Here is a 20919-nt window from a genome sequence, read left to right as displayed (position 1 = left end):
TCTTTATTCAAAATATTAAAGGTGTTTTTTCCAATCAGCGATACAATCCTGAATCAACTGACAGGTGTCATTAAAGAATGCTTGATCGTGTTGGTAAGGATCCGCAATATTTTTTTCACGCCAGTGCCCCAAGCGAAAGGTTTTTCCTTTTGCGTATGGCCATGTTTGTTCGATATGCTTCTGTTGGTTCTGGCTCATGACAAGAATCAAATCCGCATTTTTGACCAATTCAGCATTCAGTTTACGCGCCACATGATCTTGCATATTTATACCGAAGTTTTGCATACATTGTAATGCTTTATCATCTGCTGGATGGCCAACTAGACCAGAAATACCAGCAGAGTGAATTTTTCGATCAGGGTATGCATCTTTTAGGAAATACTCTGCCATGGGGCTTCGACAGATATTTCCAATACAGACCACTAAGATATTTTTAAAATTCATCAATTCCCCAAACGATCTAAATTATATAAAGCATTGGAGAAAGGTATAACCTGGTTGACCACACGTTGCCAACGCGTTAGACCCGTTGCATCGACATAAACAATATCATTACTTTGCATTTTAAACTGATTGGCGAGACCAAAATTAGCAATGCTGGACAGATCCATATGGAAGATTTCAGTCATAGGTGAGTCACTTTGACTTCTGACGACGTAAATTTTACTGCTGCTTGCTGACAATGGATTCAGGCCTAAGCTCTCCCCAATCACATCACTCAAAGTCATGCCTTGATCACGCATCGGCAGGGACTGGTTTTTACCTGACTCACCCATGACATAGATTTTTTGGTTTTCGCGCGAGTTGACGTAGATCGTATCATTGGCTTGAACCAAAAGATTGTGTAGCGAAAACCCTGCTTTCTCCAGCTCAATCGAGTTTAAGTTATAGGTTTGACCATTTCGAACGAGGCTAATCGAGGTATTTGCACCAAATTGAGTGTTGATGCCACCTGCTAAACCAAGTGCAGTATAGATACTGGTGGGTTGGTCATTCAGTGAATATTGACCACCTTTCATGACATTGCCTTGAACTGAATAGCGTTGACCTTGGTAAGACAAAACTCGGGCGATGACATCTGGGGTTTTTAAATAGCGGGCAAGTAATTGACGAAGTTCTTGATTGACTTGATCTAAACTTTTGCCAGCCGCTTTATACCGTCCAATAATCGGAAATTGAATATAACCACGAGAGTCGATTTGAAAGCCATTCGCTTTAATGGCTTCTTCATTACTAATGGTATTTGTTGGTGGTGTAATTTCTGGATATGCCCATAGATAAATGGATAATACATCACCAGGACTAAGTAGATATTGTTTTTGATTTTGTAGGAACAAATGTCCCAAATCTTGGTGAACATTGACTTGTGCTGGTTGAACAGCAAAAAGGGACTCTTGAGTGAGTTTGATGACATTGACTTGCGTGCCTAAGACGGTCTGAAAAACACCTTCCTCTGGCAAATCATAAGTTTGCAGACCTGAAGTCACAGCGCAACCTGTAAAACTTAAGCTGAGTGCTAATAATAAACTATAGCGGTAGTAACTCACTCGAATTCCTATATTGTATACATTTATGATTATTCAAAAATTAATTTTAACTTAACTATATAAAGTTAAGGAGGATTTTATACTAAATATAACAATAAATATATATAATTGCATGGTGGAGAAGAGTTGTGTAGATACAATTTTTTAACGATAAAAGGAAAATTTGTGAATAATGTTGAATCTATTGTTGTATGTGCAAGACGAAGTGATATTGTGTTGTGCGCAATTTGAACTATCAATTAAATTTATCTAATGAGGTATAGCCTGAAGTATGAAATTTATATCAGGTAAAATTTTTTCAAATTCCTTATGGATGATGTTAGAGAAATTCATCGCAATATTTGGTCTAATCTTTGTAAACTCATATATGGCTAAATATATTGGTCCCGAAAATTTTGGAAAATTAGTCTTTACAACATCTATATTTGTTTTTGTACAAACTTTTGCTTGGTTTGGTGCACAAAATATTTTATTTAAGCGTTTAAGTGAAAAGGTTGTATCTGGAATTCGCCTGGCACTAGCAACTCAAATGATGCGTAATATTTTTTATGCTATTGCTTCTATAATAGCACTTATATATTTGTGGGTGAATACAGATGCTATAACTTTTATATTTGGTATTGGAAATTGTATAGCAAGTTATTTTATTGTTAATGATATTTATACTATACATAATAATAGTCAATTGATTTCTATAGTAAATGCGCTAACAAATACATTGGGGTTAGTTATAGCATTGATATTGCGTTTTTTTTTAGTTTTTTATGAAGCTAATGCATATACTATGATATTTCCTATTATTGTTTTTGCATTAATTCCTTATTTATTACGAAAAATTTATTTTTTTAAAAAAAGTAATTTTATTCCAGTCGTATTAAATAAGAAAAAATATAGTAAATATCTATTGTTAACGGGGGGTAGCCTTGTACTTTCGACATTATCGATTGTCCTATATACACAAATATCAAATATATTCTTAGCGAAATATGTTTCTTTCTCGGATTTGGCAATTTATAATGTGTCGCTTACATTAGGTGGTTCCTGGTGTTTTGTAAACGCTGCTTTAATTACTAGTTATTTTTCAAAAATATATACAGTTAAAGATGAAGTTCAAGAACTCAAATATCTGAAAAACATTCATTTGATTGTGATGGGTATTTCTATATGTGTATGTGTTGGTGTATTGTTATTAGGTGAGTGGATTATTCAGCAACTCTATGGGGCGGTATATTTAGAATCTGCAAAAATTTTACCATATATTGTTATTGGGTCTATGCTTTCTGCATTGGGGACGATTAGTTACCGTTATATGATTAAATTTAACGGGTATAAGTATTTATCCATTAAAATGTTTTTGGTTAGTTTATTGAGCATTCCTTTATCTTATTTTTTTATTCGTTCATATGGTATTTCAGGTGCTGCAATATGCTTTATTTTGACTGAATTGTTTTCTTTGACAATCGCGAATTATTTTTTTAAAAAACGCTTGATTCTAAATATGCATTTAAAGGTTATAGGTGGTTAATTAAAAAATGAAAATTTTTCTGAAATCTCTAATTGATTTTTTATGTAAAGGTCTACCTCCGACTTTAAAAATAAAAATGGATTATTTTAGACAGTATAAGAAATGGCCAAATACTATTTCACCTCAAACTTTTAATGAAAAAGTTTTAAAAAGGATTATTTATGATAGAAATGAACTTTATCCTATTTTTGCAGATAAATATCTTGTAAGAGATTTTATTGAAAAAAATATTGGTAATGATGTTCTAATTCCTTTGATTGCTGCAACTGAAAACCCAAAAGATTTATTAGAAATTAGTGATTGGTCAAATTGCGTTTTAAAGCCTAATCATGGTGCAGGTATGGTAAAAATATTTGATCAAAATCCTGATATTGAACTAAAAAAATCTACATTAAAACTTGCTGAATCTTGGTTGTTAGTAGATTTTTCTAGGGTTTCTGGTGAATGGCATTATTCTAAGATTAAACCTTTATTATTATTAGAGAAAAAAATAACTAAAGGTAAAGAAATTCCTAGAGATTATAAGTTTCACTGTTTTAAGCAAAAAGACGGTTCTTTAAAATATGTGCTTCAATTGGTAGATGGTCGTTTTGGCACAGAGTCTCGTGGATATTATAATAACTCATTTAAAGAGTGTGTGTGGTCTCACGGGGCAGGAAAGCATGAGTTAACTATTGATGAGCAAAGATTTTTACCAAAAATGCTTGAGTTTAATCAAAAGATATTAAATAAAGTGGATATTAACTATATACGTATAGATTGGTACTTAATTGATGGGAAAATTTATTTTGGAGAGTTAACATTAACACCAGGTGCGGGGCGATCTAAAGAGTTTGGTGACAACTTAGAAAATATTATGAGTGATTATTGGATTGATTAATATGAATATTACTGTTGTAGGTACAGGCTATGTAGGTTTATCAAATGCTGTGCTATTTGCACGTCAGCATAGAGTAACAAGCTTAGATATTAATGTTGATCGTGTAGAGTCAATTAATAACCTTAAATCGCCTATTGCTGATGAATATATTGAAAAAGCGTTGCAAGAAAATCAGCTTAATTTAGTAGCAACTGTAAATGCGAAAGATGCTTATGAAAAAGCTGATTACATCATCATAGCAACTCCTACGAACTATGATTCTGATACTAACTACTTTGATACATCTTCAATCGAAAGTGTCATTTCACAAATTTTACCAATTAATTCAACTGCTACCATAATAATTAAATCTACGATACCTGTAGGCTATACCGAGCAAATTAAAGCAAAATTTAAAACTGAACAGATCGTTTTCGCTCCAGAGTTTTTACGTGAAGGAAAAGCGCTTTACGATAATTTGTATCCATCGCGAATCATTGTAGGTGAGAAGTCGGAGCGAGGAGAAGCAATTGCTCGGCTTTATTTGAATGCTACTGTTAATCAAGATGCTCCAACACTTTGTATGAATGCAACTGAAGCTGAAGCTGTTAAGTTATTTTCAAATACATATCTAGCAATGCGAGTTGCATATTTTAATGAACTAGATACTTACTGTGCAAAGCAAGGTCTAAGCACTTTAGATATCGTCCAAGGTGTAAGTTTGGACCCTCGTATTGGTCAGCATTATAACAATCCATCGTTTGGGTATGGTGGTTATTGCTTACCAAAAGATACCAAGCAGTTATTGGCTAACTATAAAGATGTACCACAAAATTTAATCCAAGCAATTATTCACTCTAATAAGACTCGTAAACAATTTATTGTAAAAGAGATTTTGAAAAAACGTCCAAATATTGTAGGCGTTTACCGTCTAACAATGAAAGCTGGTTCAGATAATTTTAGAGATTCAGCTATTCAAGATATTATTCGTGAATTAGAGGAATATAATATTGAAATTCAAATTTATGAACCGACCCTAAATCAAGAAAAATTTGAAGCCTATGCGCTACAAAATGACTTAAATCAGTTCTTGTTAAGTTCGGATGTTATCCTTGCGAATAGAATGAGTGATGATCTGAAGCAAGATGCTGATAAGGTTTATACGCGAGATTTGTTCGGGGAGAATTAGGAATGACTGCATTGGTAAGTGTCGTTATCACTACTGTTGGAAATGAGTATGTTTATAGGAGTATAGAAAAAGTACTCAACCAATCATATAAAAATATAGAAATATTGGTAATGTATGATGGCGATAATTTTGAAAAATTCAAAATGGATTTTGAAGGAAAAGAGTATATTACTGCAAAGTTGTTTAATGTTGGACCATTCAATAATGCTAACCACGCTAGGAATCGTGGTATTGAATTATCTAAGGGTAATTATGTTGCACTGTTGGATGATGATGACTTTTGGGATGTAGATCATATTGAAAATTTGGTAAATTATTCCAAAAAAATTTCAAATGATAGGGTTTTATTAATCACTGGCTCTAAAGTTTATAGTGAAAAGAAAGGTGTAATTAAGAAAATTCCAGCTAAAACTTATCTAAATAATAGAAGAGATATTTCAAAAATCTTATTCTGTGAAAATGGTTTTATGCAAACATCATCATACTTTTTTACTAAGAAATTAGGTGAAGATATAAAGTTTGATGAAAATTTGCGGATGCACCAAGATTATGATTGGTTGATAAAAATACAAAATAGTGACCTCGATATTTATGTCAAGCAGTTAAATATCTATACAAACTATTATAGTGCTGATGCTAATAATAGTTCTATTTCAAAAAAATCTAAGATATTAGATTCATTAAATTGGTGTTTTTTAAAAATAAATATTGATTTTTATAAGTTTTATTTTTTGTATAATGTATCCACTAATTTTTTACATAATAGTAAACTGAAGGATCTCATTCGATTTTATATAAAGATTTTTAGCTATAAGGGGTTTTCCGCTAGTCAAAAATTATTTTTGATGTTGCGTGGTTCTTTTGTATATAGTAAATCAAAACTTAAACAAATTTTATCTGCAATTGGTGTGATTTAATGTATTTTAAGCTATTTAGTCCCTTTTTGATTTTACTTGTATATCAATTGATTGGTTTTTTTGTTTTAGATGATTTTGATTATGTAGGTAATGACTATATTAATTGTTTGGTAGTTTTTTCATATCTACTTTCAATTTTCTCTATTCTATTTTCATCTTTTTTTTATAAAAATGATAGAGCAGATTTTTTAAAAAATGAGAAAAAAAATAATCTTAAAAATATAAATTTTTTTGTTATATTTTTAACATTATTTTTTATTATAAAGCCGACATTAGTATTGATTGCTATGAATATTGAATTGGGTGCGGAGCAGGTGCGCCAAATTTACTATAATGAGCCGGGTATTTATAATAAAATCTATGGTATTGGCTTTCTCGGGTCTATAACAAATTTTTATCTAGTCCCATTTTTTTGGTTATACTCTTTATTAATATGTGATAGGCAAGATAAGTTGTCTGTCTTTACCTTTTATTTTTTGGTTATATCACTTGCAACTTATAATGCTAGTTATGCTGGTAGATTTTTTATGTATTTTGCTTTGTTAGTGATGTATATGAGATTTACTTTATTGGGTGTGAACTTTTTAAAATTTTTATCTAGGTTATTTTTAATAATAGCTATAATTTTTTATGTTTCTTTAATTATTGTAGCAAATAGAAGTGGTCGAGAGAACCTTCAATTATTAGAGTTATTCGAATCGGTTGGTATTTATCATTCTGGTGGTATATTCTTCTTAGCTCATAAGATGGAACAGTTTTCTCCGTATTTATCAACTGATTATTATCCTTTTAGAATTTTAATTGAGAATTTGATTGCACCAATAAAATTTATTTTGGGTGGATCAATAGCGGATATGACTTATGTAGATCATGTTTCAGGGACACTTGCTAATCCAACTTTGTATAACTTTGAAAGAGGGACATATTTTAATGCATTTTCAACTTTTTTTTACTTTTTGTATATAGACTTTTTAAATTTAACTCCTATATTTTCTTTTATTTACATATTTTACATTGTGCTTTCTGCAAAGCTTATAAGCAATAATACACTACGTTGGAAATATCTTTCTTTTGTGGCCTTAGTTCTATATTTCAGTTTGTTCCAGGCTCAATTATTCTCTCCAGGTTATACTTTTATAATATTTTTATTTCCAATTTTTATATTTCTGTTCAATAGTTTTAAATTGACTTATTCAAAAGGTTAAGTAATCCAAATGAAGTTGAATATTTATGTTGTCTCTTTAGCTAAATCTATTAGAAGATTAAGTATTAACAAAGAGCTTGCAGGACTAAATTTTAGTTTTTTAGATGCTGTTTATGGTAAAGATTTAGGTGAAAAATATCTAGAAAATGTCAACTCTCAACAATGGGTTAATGAGCGATATAAACGAGCTCTTACTTATGGTGAAATCGGTTGTTCTTTAAGCCATTTAAAAATTTATAAAGATATGTTGGATAAAGATATTCCTTGGGCTATCATTTTTGAAGATGATATATCTATTAAATCCCCATTTTATGATGTTTTACTAAATAATATAGATAAATTTAATCCAAATGATCTATATATATTGGGAGCTCAGGAAGGGTTAGCTTGTAATGACTATGTTATTTTATCTAATAAAAATTCAATAAATCTGAATGGTTTTATAAAATTTAATAAAACCATTGATAGTGAACGATATATCTATCGAACAGCAGCGTATCTGATATCGAAAAAAGTTGCAGAAAATATTTTAAATTTTACTGAAAAAAAATTCTGTTTAGCAGATGATTGGTCTTGTTTTAAGAAGCATAACTTATTTAATGAATTGTATATGAGTGATTTTATTTCACATCCTGTTGATTTGACACAGCAAAGTTTGTTGGAGTTGGAAAGAAGTAGTAAAATGAAAAAAAATTGGAAAAGTAATAACCCAGTAACTTATGAAATTTTGAAAAAATTTTATATTGGTTATCGTAAGTTTAAAAACTTTGGCAAATAAACTTTTTAGGAAATTTGAATGATTCCATTTTCAATAGTTATTCCATATTACAACTCTAGCAATTCACTAGATCGGCTTTTTATAACTTTAAATGATTATTTAAACCAAAATTGTGAAATAATTATTGTTGATGACTGTAGTCAGGAAAAAGAACTCGATCTTTTAAAAGAAAAAATTGATGTTTCTGGTGCAAAAAACATAATTTTAAAGGAATGCAAAATTAATAATGGTGCTGCTTTTGCTCGTCAATTGGGTGTTAATTATGCAACTGGTGAATATGTTGCTTTTTTAGATTCTGATGATGGTTGGGTATTAAATAGAATATATTTTCTTGTCGATTTTATGAAGGCTAACAAGGTGGATATAATTGGAGGAGCAACTATCATTATAAATGATTTAGATTTTTGTGAAAGACGTAATTCTGATATTTACACTAATGGTAAAGAAGTTAGTTTTACAAATTTTCTATTTAAAAATTTTTTTTCAACACCATCCGTAATTGTAAGGAAAGAGATTTTTCAAAAAAATAAATTTAATATCACTATGCGTTATTCGGAAGATTTTGAGTGTTGGCGCAGAATTGTGTATTCGTCTAAAAGTTTTTTAATGTATGAATCTGGATGTTATAGCTTTAAACATAGTTATATATCTAACAATAAAAATAGTTTAAGTGCTGCTACTAGAAAAATGTCTATAGGGGAAATAAAAGGTTTAATGTATTTATTTAAAAACAATAACATAAATTTAATATATAAACTCCTTTTGCCTTTTGCAATATTATATTCTTTTATAAAGGCATTGTATCGTGAAATTCGTATTTTGAAGGTGTCTAAATGAAAAAAATAATTTTAATAGGTACGGTTGCTTCAAGCTTTTACGGGTTTCGTTCAGATCTTATTAAAATGCTTTTAAAAAAAGGTTATGCTATATATGCATTCACTTCTGAATACACTCAAGATGATTTAATAAAAATTAAATCTCTTGGTGCGATTCCAGTTGCTTACGATTTGAACCGTGGAGGCCTAAATCCACTTTCAGATATTATATCGACTTATAAATTGTCAAAGAAAATAAGAGAAATTAAACCAGATTTGGTTTTCTCTTATTTTTCTAAACCAGTCATTTTTGGTACACTTGCAGCAAAATTTGCTAAAACTAGCAATGTATTTGGGATGTTGGAGGGTCTAGGTTATGCTTTTACTGAACAACCAAATGGTTTAACAAACAAGATTAAACTAATTAAGTATATCCAAGTATTCTTATATAAAATTTCACTACCATTTCTAAATAAAATTATTTTTTTGAATCCTGATGATCCAAGAGATTTATTAGAGAGATACAATATTCAGGTTAAGAAAACTGAAGTGCTAGGCGGTATTGGACTAAATTTATCCAATTATTCATATGAAGCTGTAAAGAATTATAATCAGGCTTTAAATTTTTTATTTATTGGGAGACTACTTAAAGAAAAGGGTATACATGAATTCGTTGCAGCAGCAAAAATTGTCAAATCTCTATATCCCACAACTACATTTACAGTCCTAGGCGCTATAGATCACTCCAATCTTGGTGCATTGACGCAGGATGAACTCAATGAGTTGGTTGATTCTGGCATAATTGAATACCCTGGTTATGTTTCAAATATTACAGATTGGATAGCTAAAAGCCACATTTTTGTTTTACCTTCGTATCGTGAAGGTGTGCCTCGGAGTACGCAAGAGGCAATGGCTATTGGTCGTGCTGTTATTACTACTGATGTACCAGGCTGTAGAGAAACAGTTGTTAATGGTTTAAATGGTTTCTTAGTGCCGAAGTGGAACCCTGAAGCATTGGCTGATAAAATGATTTACTTTATTAAGCATCCTGAACAAGTTGAAGCTATGGGTATTGAAAGTCATAAAATCGCTATTCAAAAGTTTGATGCGGATAAGGTAAATGAAAAACTGATAAAAATTTTGGATCTATAGATGTTAAAACGTTTTCTAGACATTACCATTGCTTCTACCGCCTTAATCTTACTTTCTCCTCTATATTTTTTTGTTGCTTATAAAGTACGTAAAAATTTAGGCTCTCCCGTATTGTTTCGTCAAGTACGCCCAGGTTTACATGGTAAACCATTTGAAATGGTTAAGTTTCGTACTATGACTGATGAGAGAGATGCTCAGGGTAATTTATTACCTAACGAACAACGTTTGCCAAAATTTGGAAAAATGCTGCGTGCAACAAGCCTAGATGAAATGCCAGAGCTTTGGAATGTAATTAAAGGTGATATGAGTATTGTTGGCCCCCGACCATTACTCATGGATTATTTGCCATTATATAATGAAGAGCAAGCGAAGCGTCATAATGTACGTCCTGGCATGACCGGTTATGCTCAGGTAAATGGAAGAAACTCTATCAGTTGGGAAGAAAAATTTAAGCTTGATACATGGTATGTCGAAAACCGTTCCACTTGGCTTGATTTTAAAATTATGTTTCAAACAGTAAAAAAAGTTTTGATTAAAGAAGGTATTAATCAATCTGAAGAGGTAACCATGACTCGTTTTACTGGAAACAAAAATGAGCAGTAATAAAATATTGTATGCGATTTATGGGGCCAGTGGCTTTGGTCGTGGTGTTATGCCCTTAGCTAGAAAACAATTGAGCCATCTAGCTATAAAAGATTATGAACTGGTTTTTATTGATGATGGTGAAAATAGCACCTTAATTAATGGTCATAAAGTATATAACTTTGAGGAATTTAAAAAATTACCTGCTCAAGATAAATATGTTGCTATAGCAATAGCCAATAGTAGAATTAGAGAAAAACTTGTCTTAAAGCTCGATTTGGTAGGAATTAAAGCTTGGTCTGTTTACGCAGATACAATGATTATGATGGATGAGGTAAAGATAGGTGAGGGTGCTGTTTTATGCAACCACGTCCACTTTACCTCAAATATCCAAATTGGTAAGTATTTTCATGCTAATTATTTTAGTTATGTCGCGCATGACTGTGTAATTGGTGACTATGTTACATTTGCTCCAGCGGTAAAATGTAATGGTAATATCCATATTGAAGACCATGTTTATATTGGAACAGGTGCGGTAATAAAACAGGGTACACCAGATCGACCATTGATTATTGGTAAAGGTGCAGTTGTCGGTATGGGTGCGGTGGTCACTAAAAGCGTACCCGCAGGCGTGACAGTTGTGGGTAATCCCGCACGAATTTTAGAGAAAAAATAAGTTTTATTTAGGAAGTATCATGTTAAACACTGCATTTGAACCATGGCCAAGCTTTAGTCAAGATGAGGCTACTGCTGTATCACAAGTCTTACTTTCCAATAAAGTCAACTATTGGACGGGACAAGAATGTCGTGAGTTTGAAAAAGAGTTCGCACAATTCGTTGGGACTCAATATGCAGTGGCACTTGCAAACGGTACCGTCGCGCTCGATGTTGCGTTAAAAGCATTAGGTATCGGGGCAGGGGATGATGTAATTGTCACCTCACGTACTTTTTTAGCATCAGCAAGTTCGATTGTAACCGCAGGTGCAAATCCAATTTTTGCCGATGTTGAGCTTGATTCACAAAATATCTCACGCCGCACCATTGAAGCAGTACTTACAGCAAATACGAAAGCCATTATTTGTGTACATTTGGCAGGTTGGATGTGCGATATGGATCCAATTATGCAGTTGGCTCAGGAAAAAGGTCTTTATGTGATCGAAGACTGCGCACAGGCACATGGTGCGAAGTATAAAGGTAAATCTGCTGGTTCAATTGGGCATATCGGTGCTTGGTCATTTTGCCAAGATAAAATTATGACCACAGGCGGTGAAGGTGGTATGGTCACCACCAATGATGAAACGCTTTGGAAAAAAATGTGGTCATATAAAGACCACGGTAAAAACTTCGACAGTATTTACAACAAACAACACCCACCAGGTTTCCGTTGGTTACATGATTCATTTGGTACTAACTGGCGCATGATGGAGATGCAAGCGGTCATTGGTCGTCTACAGTTAAAGCAAATGCCAGAATGGACTAGAAAACGTACGGCAAATATGCAAAAAATTTATAGTGCTTTTGCCAATAGCCATTACTTTACTGTGCATCAACCCTCAGAAGACTATCTACATGCAGCCTATAAGTGCTATGTACAAGTCAATCGCGATGTTCTACCTGAAGGATGGTCACGTGATCGAATTATGCAGGAGATCAATGCACTGGGCGTGCCATGTTATAGTGGTTCATGTTCTGAGGTATATTTGGAGCATGCATTTGATGATACACCGTGGCGTCCTGAACAGCGTTTAGCGAATGCTAAACGCTTAGGTGAAGAGAGTTTAATGTTCTTGGTTCATCCGACATTAAGCAAAGAGAGTATGCAAACAACAGTCAATGCCATAACGGAAGTGATTCAAAAAATATCGGGATAAAAGTGATATTGTAATATCTAAATTTGAAGGCATGGAGGGATATTCTCAATACCCTTCCTAAATAGCGATCATATAGAGTGATAAGATCTAGACTGTGAAATCAACGATTATAAATTTAGCATCAGCACCAAGGGGGACCAAACAGCTTTTTCTAGTCTGTTTGGATTTTTTAGTATTTCCAATTCTGATTTGGCTGTGTTATGCCATTCGCCAATTTGACTTGGGTGCTGAAGTAGTGCCGAATCTGGCTTTTGGATCTCTTTGGGTGTCGTTGATTGCAGTCTGCGCACTAGGTTTAGCACGGATCTACAGCTTTATTGTAAGAGCCTTCAATGAGGCCTTTATTTTCCAGTTGGGTTTAGCGACAACACTCACTGTTTTGGCACTATATGCTTTAGCTTATTTTACTCATGCATTTATTCCGACCTCAATTCCGTTGATGTTTGGGTTTATGATGTTTGCATGGATTTGGCTTAGTCGAGGGATCATTAGAGCTTTAGTTAAATATGTATTGCATGCAGATATTCCAAGAAAAAGAATTGCAATTTATGGGGCTGGTTTTGCGGGTCAACAAGTCGCGGCTATGCTGAATAATTCTGATGAACATTTACCTGTGCTTTTTTTAGATGATGATGTCACCCTTGCAGCAAAAAATATTGGTGGAATAAAAGTCTATCATGCAGAGGATGCACAAAAAGTGCTGAACAAGCATCAAGTCAATGAAATTCTGATTGCTTTGCCTTCGGTGGGTCGTCAACGTAAAACCGAAATTATTAAAAATTTAGAACCTGCACATTTAAAAATTACAGAGATTCCTGGCTTAACAAAACTGGTTGATGGCGAAATAAGACTGTCGGATATTCAAGAAGTCGATATTATTGACTTGCTCGGTCGCGATCCTGTGCCTCCTGTTGCCCATTTACTTTCAAAAAATATCACCAATAAGATTGTGATGGTTACGGGTGCGGGCGGATCGATTGGTTCTGAACTATGTCGTCAAATTATCAAAAACCAACCTAAGCTGTTGGTGTTATATGAACTGACAGAATTTGCATTGTATAGTATCGACAAAGAATTACGTCAAAAAACAGAGTTAACCATTATTCCAATCTTAGGCACAGTACTGGATCAGCAGAAGCTCGAGCGTGTCATCGCACAATATCAAGTACAAACCGTTTATCATGCAGCGGCTTACAAACATGTCCCTTTGGTGGAATGTAACCCGATTGCGGGTGTGAAAAATAATGCAGTCGGTACAGCCTTTAGTCTAAATGCTGCTGTACGAAATCAAGTGGAAACATTTGTGCTAATTTCAACGGATAAAGCAGTTCGCCCAACCAATGTGATGGGGGCAACTAAGCGTATGGCGGAGCTCTATTGTCAAGCGATGGCAGAGGCTCAAGATCACACTCAGGTGAGTATTGTGCGTTTTGGAAACGTGTTGGGATCATCGGGTTCAGTGGTTCCGCTCTTCAAGCAACAGATTGCCAAGGGTGGTCCAATTACAGTGACACATCCTGATGTTACACGTTACTTTATGACCATTCCAGAAGCTTCTCAGTTGGTGATTCAAGCCGGCGCTTTAGGTGAGGGTGGAGACGTATTCTTGTTGGATATGGGAGAGCCAGTCCGTATTCAAGATTTGGCGCGACAAATGATTTCACTCAGTGGATTAACGGTTCGTGAAGAAGGATCACAAACAGGTGATATTGCGATTCAATATTCAGGTTTACGTCCGGGTGAAAAGTTATATGAAGAACTATTGATCGATCAAGAGGATACACAGATTACCGAGCATAGTCGGATCCTCAGATCGTTTGAAAAATCGTATCCTTTGAATGAAATTTTACCTGTATTTGACCGTTTCTATGATTTAACTGCAACACATGAAGATGTTGATTGGGTGTTATCTCAATTAGAATACTATGTAGATGGATATCAACGCGGTGCTGAAATACGCGTTAACTAATTAAGTAAATTAAATATTTTGTAGAGCTTTAAATATGTCGATCAAAAAAGCGATTCTTCCTGTCGCAGGTCTTGGTACACGTTTTTTACCCGCTAGCAAGTCGATTCCTAAAGAAATGGTAACAGTAGTCGATCGTCCTGCAATTGAATATGTAGTCAAAGAAGCGATTGCTGCGGGTATTGAACAAATTATTTTAGTAACACATTCTTCAAAAGCATCCATTGAAAACTACTTCGACCGTAGTTTTGAGCTGGAAACGACCTTAGAACAAAAAAAGAAATTTGATTTATTGAAAGAAATTACCGAAATTTTACCTAAGCATGTCAGTGTGATCAGTGTGCGTCAGCCACAACCTTTAGGTTTAGGACATGCCGTACTCTGTGCAAAAGATGTGGTAGGTGATGATGATTTTGCCGTACTACTTCCTGATGTTTTAGTCAAAGATTCGTCAGCGACTAATGACTTGAGCTTAATGATTCAACGCTTTGATGAGACTCAAGCATCACAAATTATGGTCGAAGCTGTGCCTGATCATATGGTCGATCAATATGGGATTGTCGATGTTGCATCTACACCTGCAGAAGGTCAAAGTATCCCAATGCAAGGCATTGTAGAAAAACCACCAGTGGGTAGAGCACCATCAAATTTATCTGTGGTTGGTCGTTATATTTTGCCTGCAAAAATTATGCAATTGCTTGAGCAAACACCAAAAGGTGCGGGCAATGAAATCCAACTCACCGATGCGATCGCGATGCTTCAACAAACAGACGTGGTAGAAGCCTATCGTATGAAAGGTCAAACCTTTGACTGTGGAAGCAAGTTGGGTTATTTAAAAGCGGTATTGCATTACGGTATGGATCACCCAAGTTTAGGTGAAGCTTTTAAAGTCATGATTAAAGACTTAAAACTTTAAAACGAGTATCGCTATGAATATTGCAGTATTTGGTCAGACCTTGTATGCAGGGGTGATGGCAGCATTGTTGGCTGAATATGGTCATCAAGTCTTCTGGTGTGATCTTTTAAAAAAACCAGCATCGGAACAGGTATATGCTCAGGATCAATCTGTACAAGACTTGCTTGAGAAATTACATCAGACTGGTGCAATAAAATACTGCACATTTGCAGCGATTCCCCTTGATGTGGATGCCTATTTTTTTAGTTTTAATCCGACTGAGCAATTGCAAGGCATTGAAATAATCAAAGCCCTCAAACAACGCACAATCAGTCACCCTAAATTAATGATTAATGCATCCACATTGGGTTTACATGGAACTCAAAAATTTGCTGAACTGTTGCCTGAAGATGATTGGGTCTATGTACCAGATGTGATTCAAGAAGGAAATGCATTACGTAGCCTGACGCAAACATCACAACTGGTTGTTGGTTGTGAAAGTGATCGTGCTAAACGTGTATTACAAGAGTTATTGCGACCGCTCTTTCCACGTGAGCAACAATATCTATTTATGCCAGTGTTAGATGCGGAATTTACCAAGTTAAGCGTATCTGGCATGCTGGCGACCAGAATCAGCTATATCAATGATTTAGCTGTTGTTGCCGAAAAATTAGGCATCGATATCGAGCATGTACGCCAAGGCTTAGCGGCAGACAGCCGTATTGGTTCTTCTTATTTATATCCAGGTGCAGGGTTTGGTGGGGAAAATTTCTCGCATGATGTGCAAACCTTGGCGAGCACCGTTTCTGGTACTGGAGCTAAGAGTCAGCTTTTAGCACAAGTTTGGGAAATTAACGAACAACAAAAGGAAATCCTCTTTCGAAAATTATGGAATTATTTTCAGGGGGATCTGAAAGACAAAGTCGTGGCGGTTTGGGGGGCTTCTTTTAAAGAAAATACGGCTCGTATTCAACAATCCCCGATTCATGCCATGTTAAAAGCTTTATGGGCACAAGGGGTTGTGGTTAAACTTCATGATCCACAAGCCTTGAGTGAAATTAAAAAGGTGTATGGTCAGCGCGATGATTTAATTTATTGCCAAGATCAATATGAAGCAGTAGATGATGCGCATGCGCTTTGTATCCTCACAGCGTGGAAACAGTATTGGTGTCCAAACTATCAAATCCTTAAGAAAATCATGCAACATGCTTTAATTTTAGATGGTCGTAATATTTTAAATCCCGAATATGTGAAGTCGCAAGGCTTTGCTTATAAAGGAGTAGGGCGTTAATGGAACAGCCAAATCAGGAATGTAATCCAGTCTCTGTTGAACAAGCGCTTTCTAGTCTCGAGCTTTTAAAAAAACAACTTACACGTCAGCATTTACGTGATTTTTTTCAGCAAGATTCTAATCGCTTTCAAAATTGTGCGATTCATTTCGAGCCACTCATTTTTGATTATAGTAAGCAGCGTGTTGATCGCGCTGTACTGGATGCCTTAGTCAATCTAGCTCAAAGCTGTGACTTATCGGGTTGGATTAAGCGCTTATTTTCTGAAGAGCGGATCAACTACACTGAAAGTCGAGCAGCCATGCATTGGGCATTACGTTTGCCGCAAGATCATGCTGGACATTCACAGATCGCAAATCAAGTGCATCAGCAACTTGATCGTATGTATGCGTTGGTTGAGAAGATACATATGGGGCAGTATCGTGGTGCATCAGGTGAAGTGATTCAAGATGTTGTCAATATTGGGGTAGGGGGATCGGATCTGGGTCCACTGATGGTCAGCCATGCGCTCTCGGATTTTAAGCAAACCACTCAAAAACCATTGAATGTGCATTTTGTATCGACTATGGATGGAAGTCAGCTGTCTGACTTGCTGCATAAACTGCGCCCTGAGACCACGCTCTTTATTGTTTCTTCCAAGTCATTTGGTACCATTGATACCTTATCCAATGCACAGACGGCGCGCTTGTGGCTTGAAAAAGCATTGGGTGAAGAGCTTGCTATTCTTAAACACCATTTTATTGGGGTGTCAACCAAGCCTGAGAAAATGACCGAATGGGGAATTTCCCCTGAAAACCAGCTGTTGCTTTGGGATTGGGTGGGTGGTCGTTATTCACTGTGGTCATGTATTGGATTACCAATCGCATTAAGTATTGGCGTAGAGGGGTTCAAGCAACTGCTCGCAGGGGCCTATGCGATTGACCAACATTTTCAAAGCACCGCCTTTTCACATAATATTCCGGTGTTGATGGGATTGCTAGGAGTGTGGAATAGTAACTTTCTAGCAACGAAAACCCATGCAGTTTTACCCTACGATGGACGACTTAAATATTTTGCTGCGTATTTGCAACAATTGGAAATGGAGTCCAATGGTAAATCTGTACAACGCAATGGTGAGAAAACTACGTTAGATACCTGCCCGATTGTATGGGGTGAAGTCGGTCCGAATGCTCAACATGCTTTTTATCAGTTACTGCATCAGGGTACACAAGCGGTCAGCAGTGATTTTATAGCGCCTGTCAAACGTTATAATGGTGACCAATATACTTATGTAGATAATGCCGAGGCGCTTAAGCAACAGCATTATCTCGCATTATCCAATTGTTTGGCGCAGTCACGATTATTGGCCTTTGGCAATGATGCTTTAAATCCTCAAGAACTTGAAGGTTTACCGCTCTATAAACAATATGAAGGTAATCAGCCCAGCACGACAATATTGATGGATGAGCTCAATCCTTATAGTTTGGGTATGTTGATTGCTTTGTATGAGCATAAAGTGTTTGTGCAATCTGTCATTTGGAATATTAATCCTTTTGATCAATGGGGTGTTGAAAAAGGCAAGGAGATTGCCAATCAACTCTTGCCGATTTTAAGTGGAGAACAAACAGATGTATCGAATCTTGATGCGTCGACACAAGGTTTAATCCAAATATTAATGGGAAAAGACAATGTCTAAAGTTTTAGTGACGGGTGGTGCAGGTTATATTGGTTCACATACCTGTGTGGAGCTCCTCAATGCAGGACACGAGGTTGTCGTATTGGATAATTTATCCAATAGCTGTAAAGAATCCTTAAATCATGTTCAAGCTTTGACATCTAAATCTTTAGACTTTGTTGAAGGTGATATTCTTGATCAAGCGATTTTGGATCAAATTTTTCAAGATCATCAGATTGACGCCGTGATTCATTTTGCAGGCTTAAAAGCGGTCGGTGAAAGCCAGCAAATCCCGCTGAAATACTTTGAAAATAACATTTCAGGCTCGATTAGCTTAGTCAAAGCGATGGAGCGCGCCAATGTATTTAATTTGGTGTTTAGCTCGTCTGCAACCGTTTATGATGAAGCCAACGTCTCTCCACTCAATGAAGAGATGCCGACAGGCATGCCAAGCAATAACTATGGCTATACCAAACTGATTGTTGAGCAGTTATTGCAAAAACTTGCACAAGCTGATGCACGCTGGTCGATCGCATTACTACGTTACTTTAACCCTGTTGGCGCACACAAAAGTGGGCAGATTGGTGAAGATCCACAAGGCATTCCAAACAATTTAATGCCTTATGTGACCCAAGTGGCTGTGGGTCGTCGTGAAAAATTGTCGATTTTTGGTAATGATTACGATACGGTTGATGGTACTGGAGTGCGTGATTATATCCATGTGGTGGATTTGGCGAATGCCCATTTATGTGCACTGGAAAATCGTTTAAATGCACAAGGCTGTCGTGCTTGGAATATTGGGACAGGCAATGGCTGTTCGGTGCTAGAAATTAAAAATACCTTTGAGAAAGTCAATGGTATTGAGATACCTTTCGAATTTTCACCACGTCGTGCAGGGGATGTCGCAACATCATTTGCAGATAATGCGCGTGCAGTTGCTGAATTGGGTTGGACGCCAAAATTGAATTTGGAAGATATGTTGGCAGATAGTTGGAATTGGCAAAAACAAAATCCAAATGGCTATCATGAATAAAAAAATGGAGCGTTACAACGCTCCATTTTTTATGCGGTTTTAAGCCTGAATGAGTTGAGTGAGCTCATCGACATAAGCTTGCATCGGCTTTGGATTTTTGTCTTTACGGCTTTCAATATTTAAACGGAGTAAAGGCTCTGTATTTGAAGCACGTACATTTAAACGCCAAGCACCAAAATCTAAACTGACGCCATCCGTTTCATCTATGGCTGGATTTTGATTTGCGTAATGATTAAAGATTTTTTGAATGGTTTCTTTTGTATCCGCAACTTTAAAGTTAATCTCGCCAGAACATGGGAATTTTTCAATCATTTCCTCAACCAGAGTAGAGAGTGGTTTTGCCGTTTCAGAGACAACTGAGATTGCTAATAACCATGGAATCATGCCACTGTCGCAATAGGCAAAATCACGGAAGTAGTGGTGTGCTGACATTTCACCGCCATACACTGCATTGTGTTCACGCATTTTATCTTTAATGAAAGAATGGCCTGATTTCGATTGCACAGCTTCGCCTTGATATTGTTCAACGATATCGAAGGTATTCCACACCAAGCGCGGATCATGCACAATTTTTTCACCTTTTTGTTTCAGTAAAAAGGCTTGTGCCAAGAGACCGACGATGTAATACCCTTCAATAAATTGACCTTTTTCATCAAAAAGGAAACAACGATCAAAGTCACCATCCCAAGCGATGCCCATGTCAGCATGATGTTGCAGTACAGCATTGGAGGTACTTGCACGGTTTTCGACTAAGATGGGGTTGGGAATACCATTTGGGAAGTTGCCATCTGCTTCATGGTGAATTTTGATGAATTCAACTGGAATATTCAGGGTTCTAAATTTTTCTTCGATCGCATCGATCACATGACCTGCAGCACCATTCCCCGCATTGACCACGAGTTTTAAAGGTTTGATTTTTGTAGGGTCAATATAGGTCATCAAATGATCAATAAATTCGGGCAAGATATTATAATGCTGAGTTGTACCTTTGATTTCGACTTCTTTAAACTGATTTTTTTCAGCAAGAAGTTGGATATCTTTTAAACCTGAGTCTGCACCAATCGGACGAGCATTTTCGCGTACAAGCTTCATGCCGTTATAGTCCATTGGGTTATGGCTGGCTGTTATTTCGATCCCGCCTTGCACATCAAGATGGAATGCACCGAAATAAACTTCCTCAGTCCCCGTCATGCCTAAATCTAAAACATCAACGCCTGCATCATTCAGTCCATTGATGGTGGCTTGTTTCAGTGCTTCACTGGTTAAGCGAACATCGCAACCGACTACCACTTTTTGAGGTTGATAAATTTCGCCATAAGCGCGTCCAACACGGTATGCGATATCCTCATTGAGTTCTGTGCCCAATTTTCCGCGGATATCATAGGCTTTGAAACAGGTTAATTTTTCCATGTTAAGGTTCTAGTCTATTGAGCAAATTGAATACGAAAATTATAGCGATTTTATGTAAGTACGGCATGGGTTGAGATGAAAAATTACATTTAAATTCAGTAAATTAATTTACTTTATGATGCTTATTTTTAATTGTAAATAAAGCAGTGCTCATAAGTGGATGAATTTTTTTAGAAAAAGTGCAGTAAAAGTTTATTGGTTGTAAAAAATTGAATTTATAAAAAATTTTAATA

At 35.6% G+C, this 20919-nt stretch carries 19 protein-coding genes; 16 read left to right on the top strand and 3 right to left on the bottom strand.

From position 1 onward, the window contains the following. Positions 1–15: 15 nt before the first annotated feature. Together AC1M87_RS11390 and AC1M87_RS11385 are read right to left on the bottom strand one after the other, a co-directional pair. A complete protein-coding gene (locus tag AC1M87_RS11390; RefSeq protein ID WP_092767959.1) occupies positions 16–444 on the bottom strand; it encodes a low molecular weight protein-tyrosine-phosphatase in 429 nt (142 codons plus the stop codon). Further along, on the bottom strand, positions 444–1547 hold the full coding sequence (locus AC1M87_RS11385; RefSeq protein ID WP_481593756.1) for a polysaccharide biosynthesis/export family protein: 1104 nt from the start codon (positions 1545–1547) through the stop codon (positions 444–446). Before AC1M87_RS11385 ends, AC1M87_RS11390 begins: the two co-directional genes overlap by 1 nt. A 271-nt stretch (positions 1548–1818) precedes the next feature. On the opposite strand from AC1M87_RS11385, the gene AC1M87_RS11380 reads away from it, so the two are divergent. The 16 genes from AC1M87_RS11380 (at position 1819) to galE (ending at position 19276) form a co-directional block, all read left to right on the top strand. Next, the gene (locus AC1M87_RS11380; protein WP_481593755.1) at positions 1819–3072 is read left to right on the top strand and encodes an oligosaccharide flippase family protein; all 1254 of its coding nucleotides are present in this window, start codon (positions 1819–1821) and stop codon (positions 3070–3072) included. A 7-nt stretch (positions 3073–3079) separates the two neighbouring features. Continuing rightward, complete coding sequence (locus AC1M87_RS11375) at positions 3080–3952, top strand: ATP-grasp fold amidoligase family protein (RefSeq protein ID WP_481593754.1); 873 nt, start codon at positions 3080–3082, stop codon at positions 3950–3952. Position 3953: 1 nt separating this feature from the next. Next, complete coding sequence (locus tag AC1M87_RS11370) at positions 3954–5120, top strand: nucleotide sugar dehydrogenase (protein WP_481593753.1); 1167 nt, start codon at positions 3954–3956, stop codon at positions 5118–5120. A 2-nt stretch (positions 5121–5122) separates the two neighbouring features. Then, a complete protein-coding gene (locus AC1M87_RS11365; RefSeq protein WP_481593752.1) occupies positions 5123–6037 on the top strand; it encodes a glycosyltransferase family 2 protein in 915 nt (304 codons plus the stop codon). After that, complete coding sequence (locus AC1M87_RS11360) at positions 6037–7242, top strand: O-antigen polymerase (RefSeq protein WP_481593751.1); 1206 nt, start codon at positions 6037–6039, stop codon at positions 7240–7242. The genes AC1M87_RS11365 and AC1M87_RS11360 overlap by 1 nt, the downstream gene beginning before the upstream one ends. 9 nt (positions 7243–7251) lie before the next feature. After that, positions 7252–8019, top strand: coding sequence for a glycosyltransferase family 25 protein (locus AC1M87_RS11355; RefSeq protein WP_481593750.1), 768 nt, complete (start codon positions 7252–7254; stop codon positions 8017–8019). An 18-nt stretch (positions 8020–8037) separates the two neighbouring features. Continuing rightward, the gene (locus AC1M87_RS11350) at positions 8038–8856 is read left to right on the top strand and encodes a glycosyltransferase family 2 protein (RefSeq protein ID WP_481593749.1); all 819 of its coding nucleotides are present in this window, start codon (positions 8038–8040) and stop codon (positions 8854–8856) included. After that, positions 8853–9986 (top strand): glycosyltransferase family 4 protein, encoded by a 1134-nt coding sequence (locus AC1M87_RS11345; protein ID WP_481593748.1) that lies wholly within the window; start codon positions 8853–8855, stop codon positions 9984–9986. Before AC1M87_RS11350 ends, AC1M87_RS11345 begins: the two co-directional genes overlap by 4 nt. Then, positions 9987–10589 carry a sugar transferase gene (locus AC1M87_RS11340; protein ID WP_481593747.1) on the top strand — a complete coding sequence of 201 codons (603 nt, stop codon included), beginning with the start codon at positions 9987–9989 and terminating at the stop codon, positions 10587–10589. It begins immediately after the preceding gene. Beyond that, positions 10579–11244 (top strand): acetyltransferase, encoded by a 666-nt coding sequence (locus AC1M87_RS11335; protein ID WP_481593746.1) that lies wholly within the window; start codon positions 10579–10581, stop codon positions 11242–11244. Before AC1M87_RS11340 ends, AC1M87_RS11335 begins: the two co-directional genes overlap by 11 nt. A gap of 19 nt (positions 11245–11263) precedes the next feature. After that, entirely contained in the window at positions 11264–12439 is a 1176-nt protein-coding gene (locus AC1M87_RS11330) for a DegT/DnrJ/EryC1/StrS family aminotransferase (RefSeq protein ID WP_481593745.1), read from the top strand. Between the two features lie 94 nt (positions 12440–12533). After that, on the top strand, positions 12534–14408 hold the full coding sequence (locus tag AC1M87_RS11325) for a polysaccharide biosynthesis protein (protein ID WP_481593744.1): 1875 nt from the start codon (positions 12534–12536) through the stop codon (positions 14406–14408). 34 nt (positions 14409–14442) lie between these two features. Next, on the top strand, positions 14443–15321 hold the full coding sequence (galU, locus tag AC1M87_RS11320; protein WP_481593743.1) for a UTP--glucose-1-phosphate uridylyltransferase GalU: 879 nt from the start codon (positions 14443–14445) through the stop codon (positions 15319–15321). 13 nt (positions 15322–15334) lie between these two features. Further along, the gene (locus AC1M87_RS11315) at positions 15335–16591 is read left to right on the top strand and encodes a nucleotide sugar dehydrogenase (protein ID WP_481593742.1); all 1257 of its coding nucleotides are present in this window, start codon (positions 15335–15337) and stop codon (positions 16589–16591) included. Beyond that, complete coding sequence (gene pgi / locus AC1M87_RS11310; protein WP_481593741.1) at positions 16591–18264, top strand: glucose-6-phosphate isomerase; 1674 nt, start codon at positions 16591–16593, stop codon at positions 18262–18264. Before AC1M87_RS11315 ends, pgi begins: the two co-directional genes overlap by 1 nt. Further along, positions 18257–19276 carry a UDP-glucose 4-epimerase GalE gene (gene galE, locus AC1M87_RS11305; protein ID WP_481593740.1) on the top strand — a complete coding sequence of 340 codons (1020 nt, stop codon included), beginning with the start codon at positions 18257–18259 and terminating at the stop codon, positions 19274–19276. The genes pgi and galE overlap by 8 nt, the downstream gene beginning before the upstream one ends. Positions 19277–19315: 39 nt before the next feature. Here galE and AC1M87_RS11300 read toward each other — a convergent pair whose 3' ends face one another. After that, positions 19316–20686: a phosphohexomutase domain-containing protein gene (locus tag AC1M87_RS11300; RefSeq protein ID WP_481593739.1), complete on the bottom strand. Its 1371-nt coding sequence runs from the start codon at positions 20684–20686 to the stop codon at positions 19316–19318. Between the last annotated feature and the right edge of the window lie 233 nt (positions 20687–20919).

The sequence above is a fragment of the Acinetobacter sp. 24-47-62 genome (assembly GCF_056779765.1).
The sequence above is the reverse complement of the archived record's forward strand: the minus strand, read 5'-3'. Positions and strand labels throughout refer to the sequence as shown.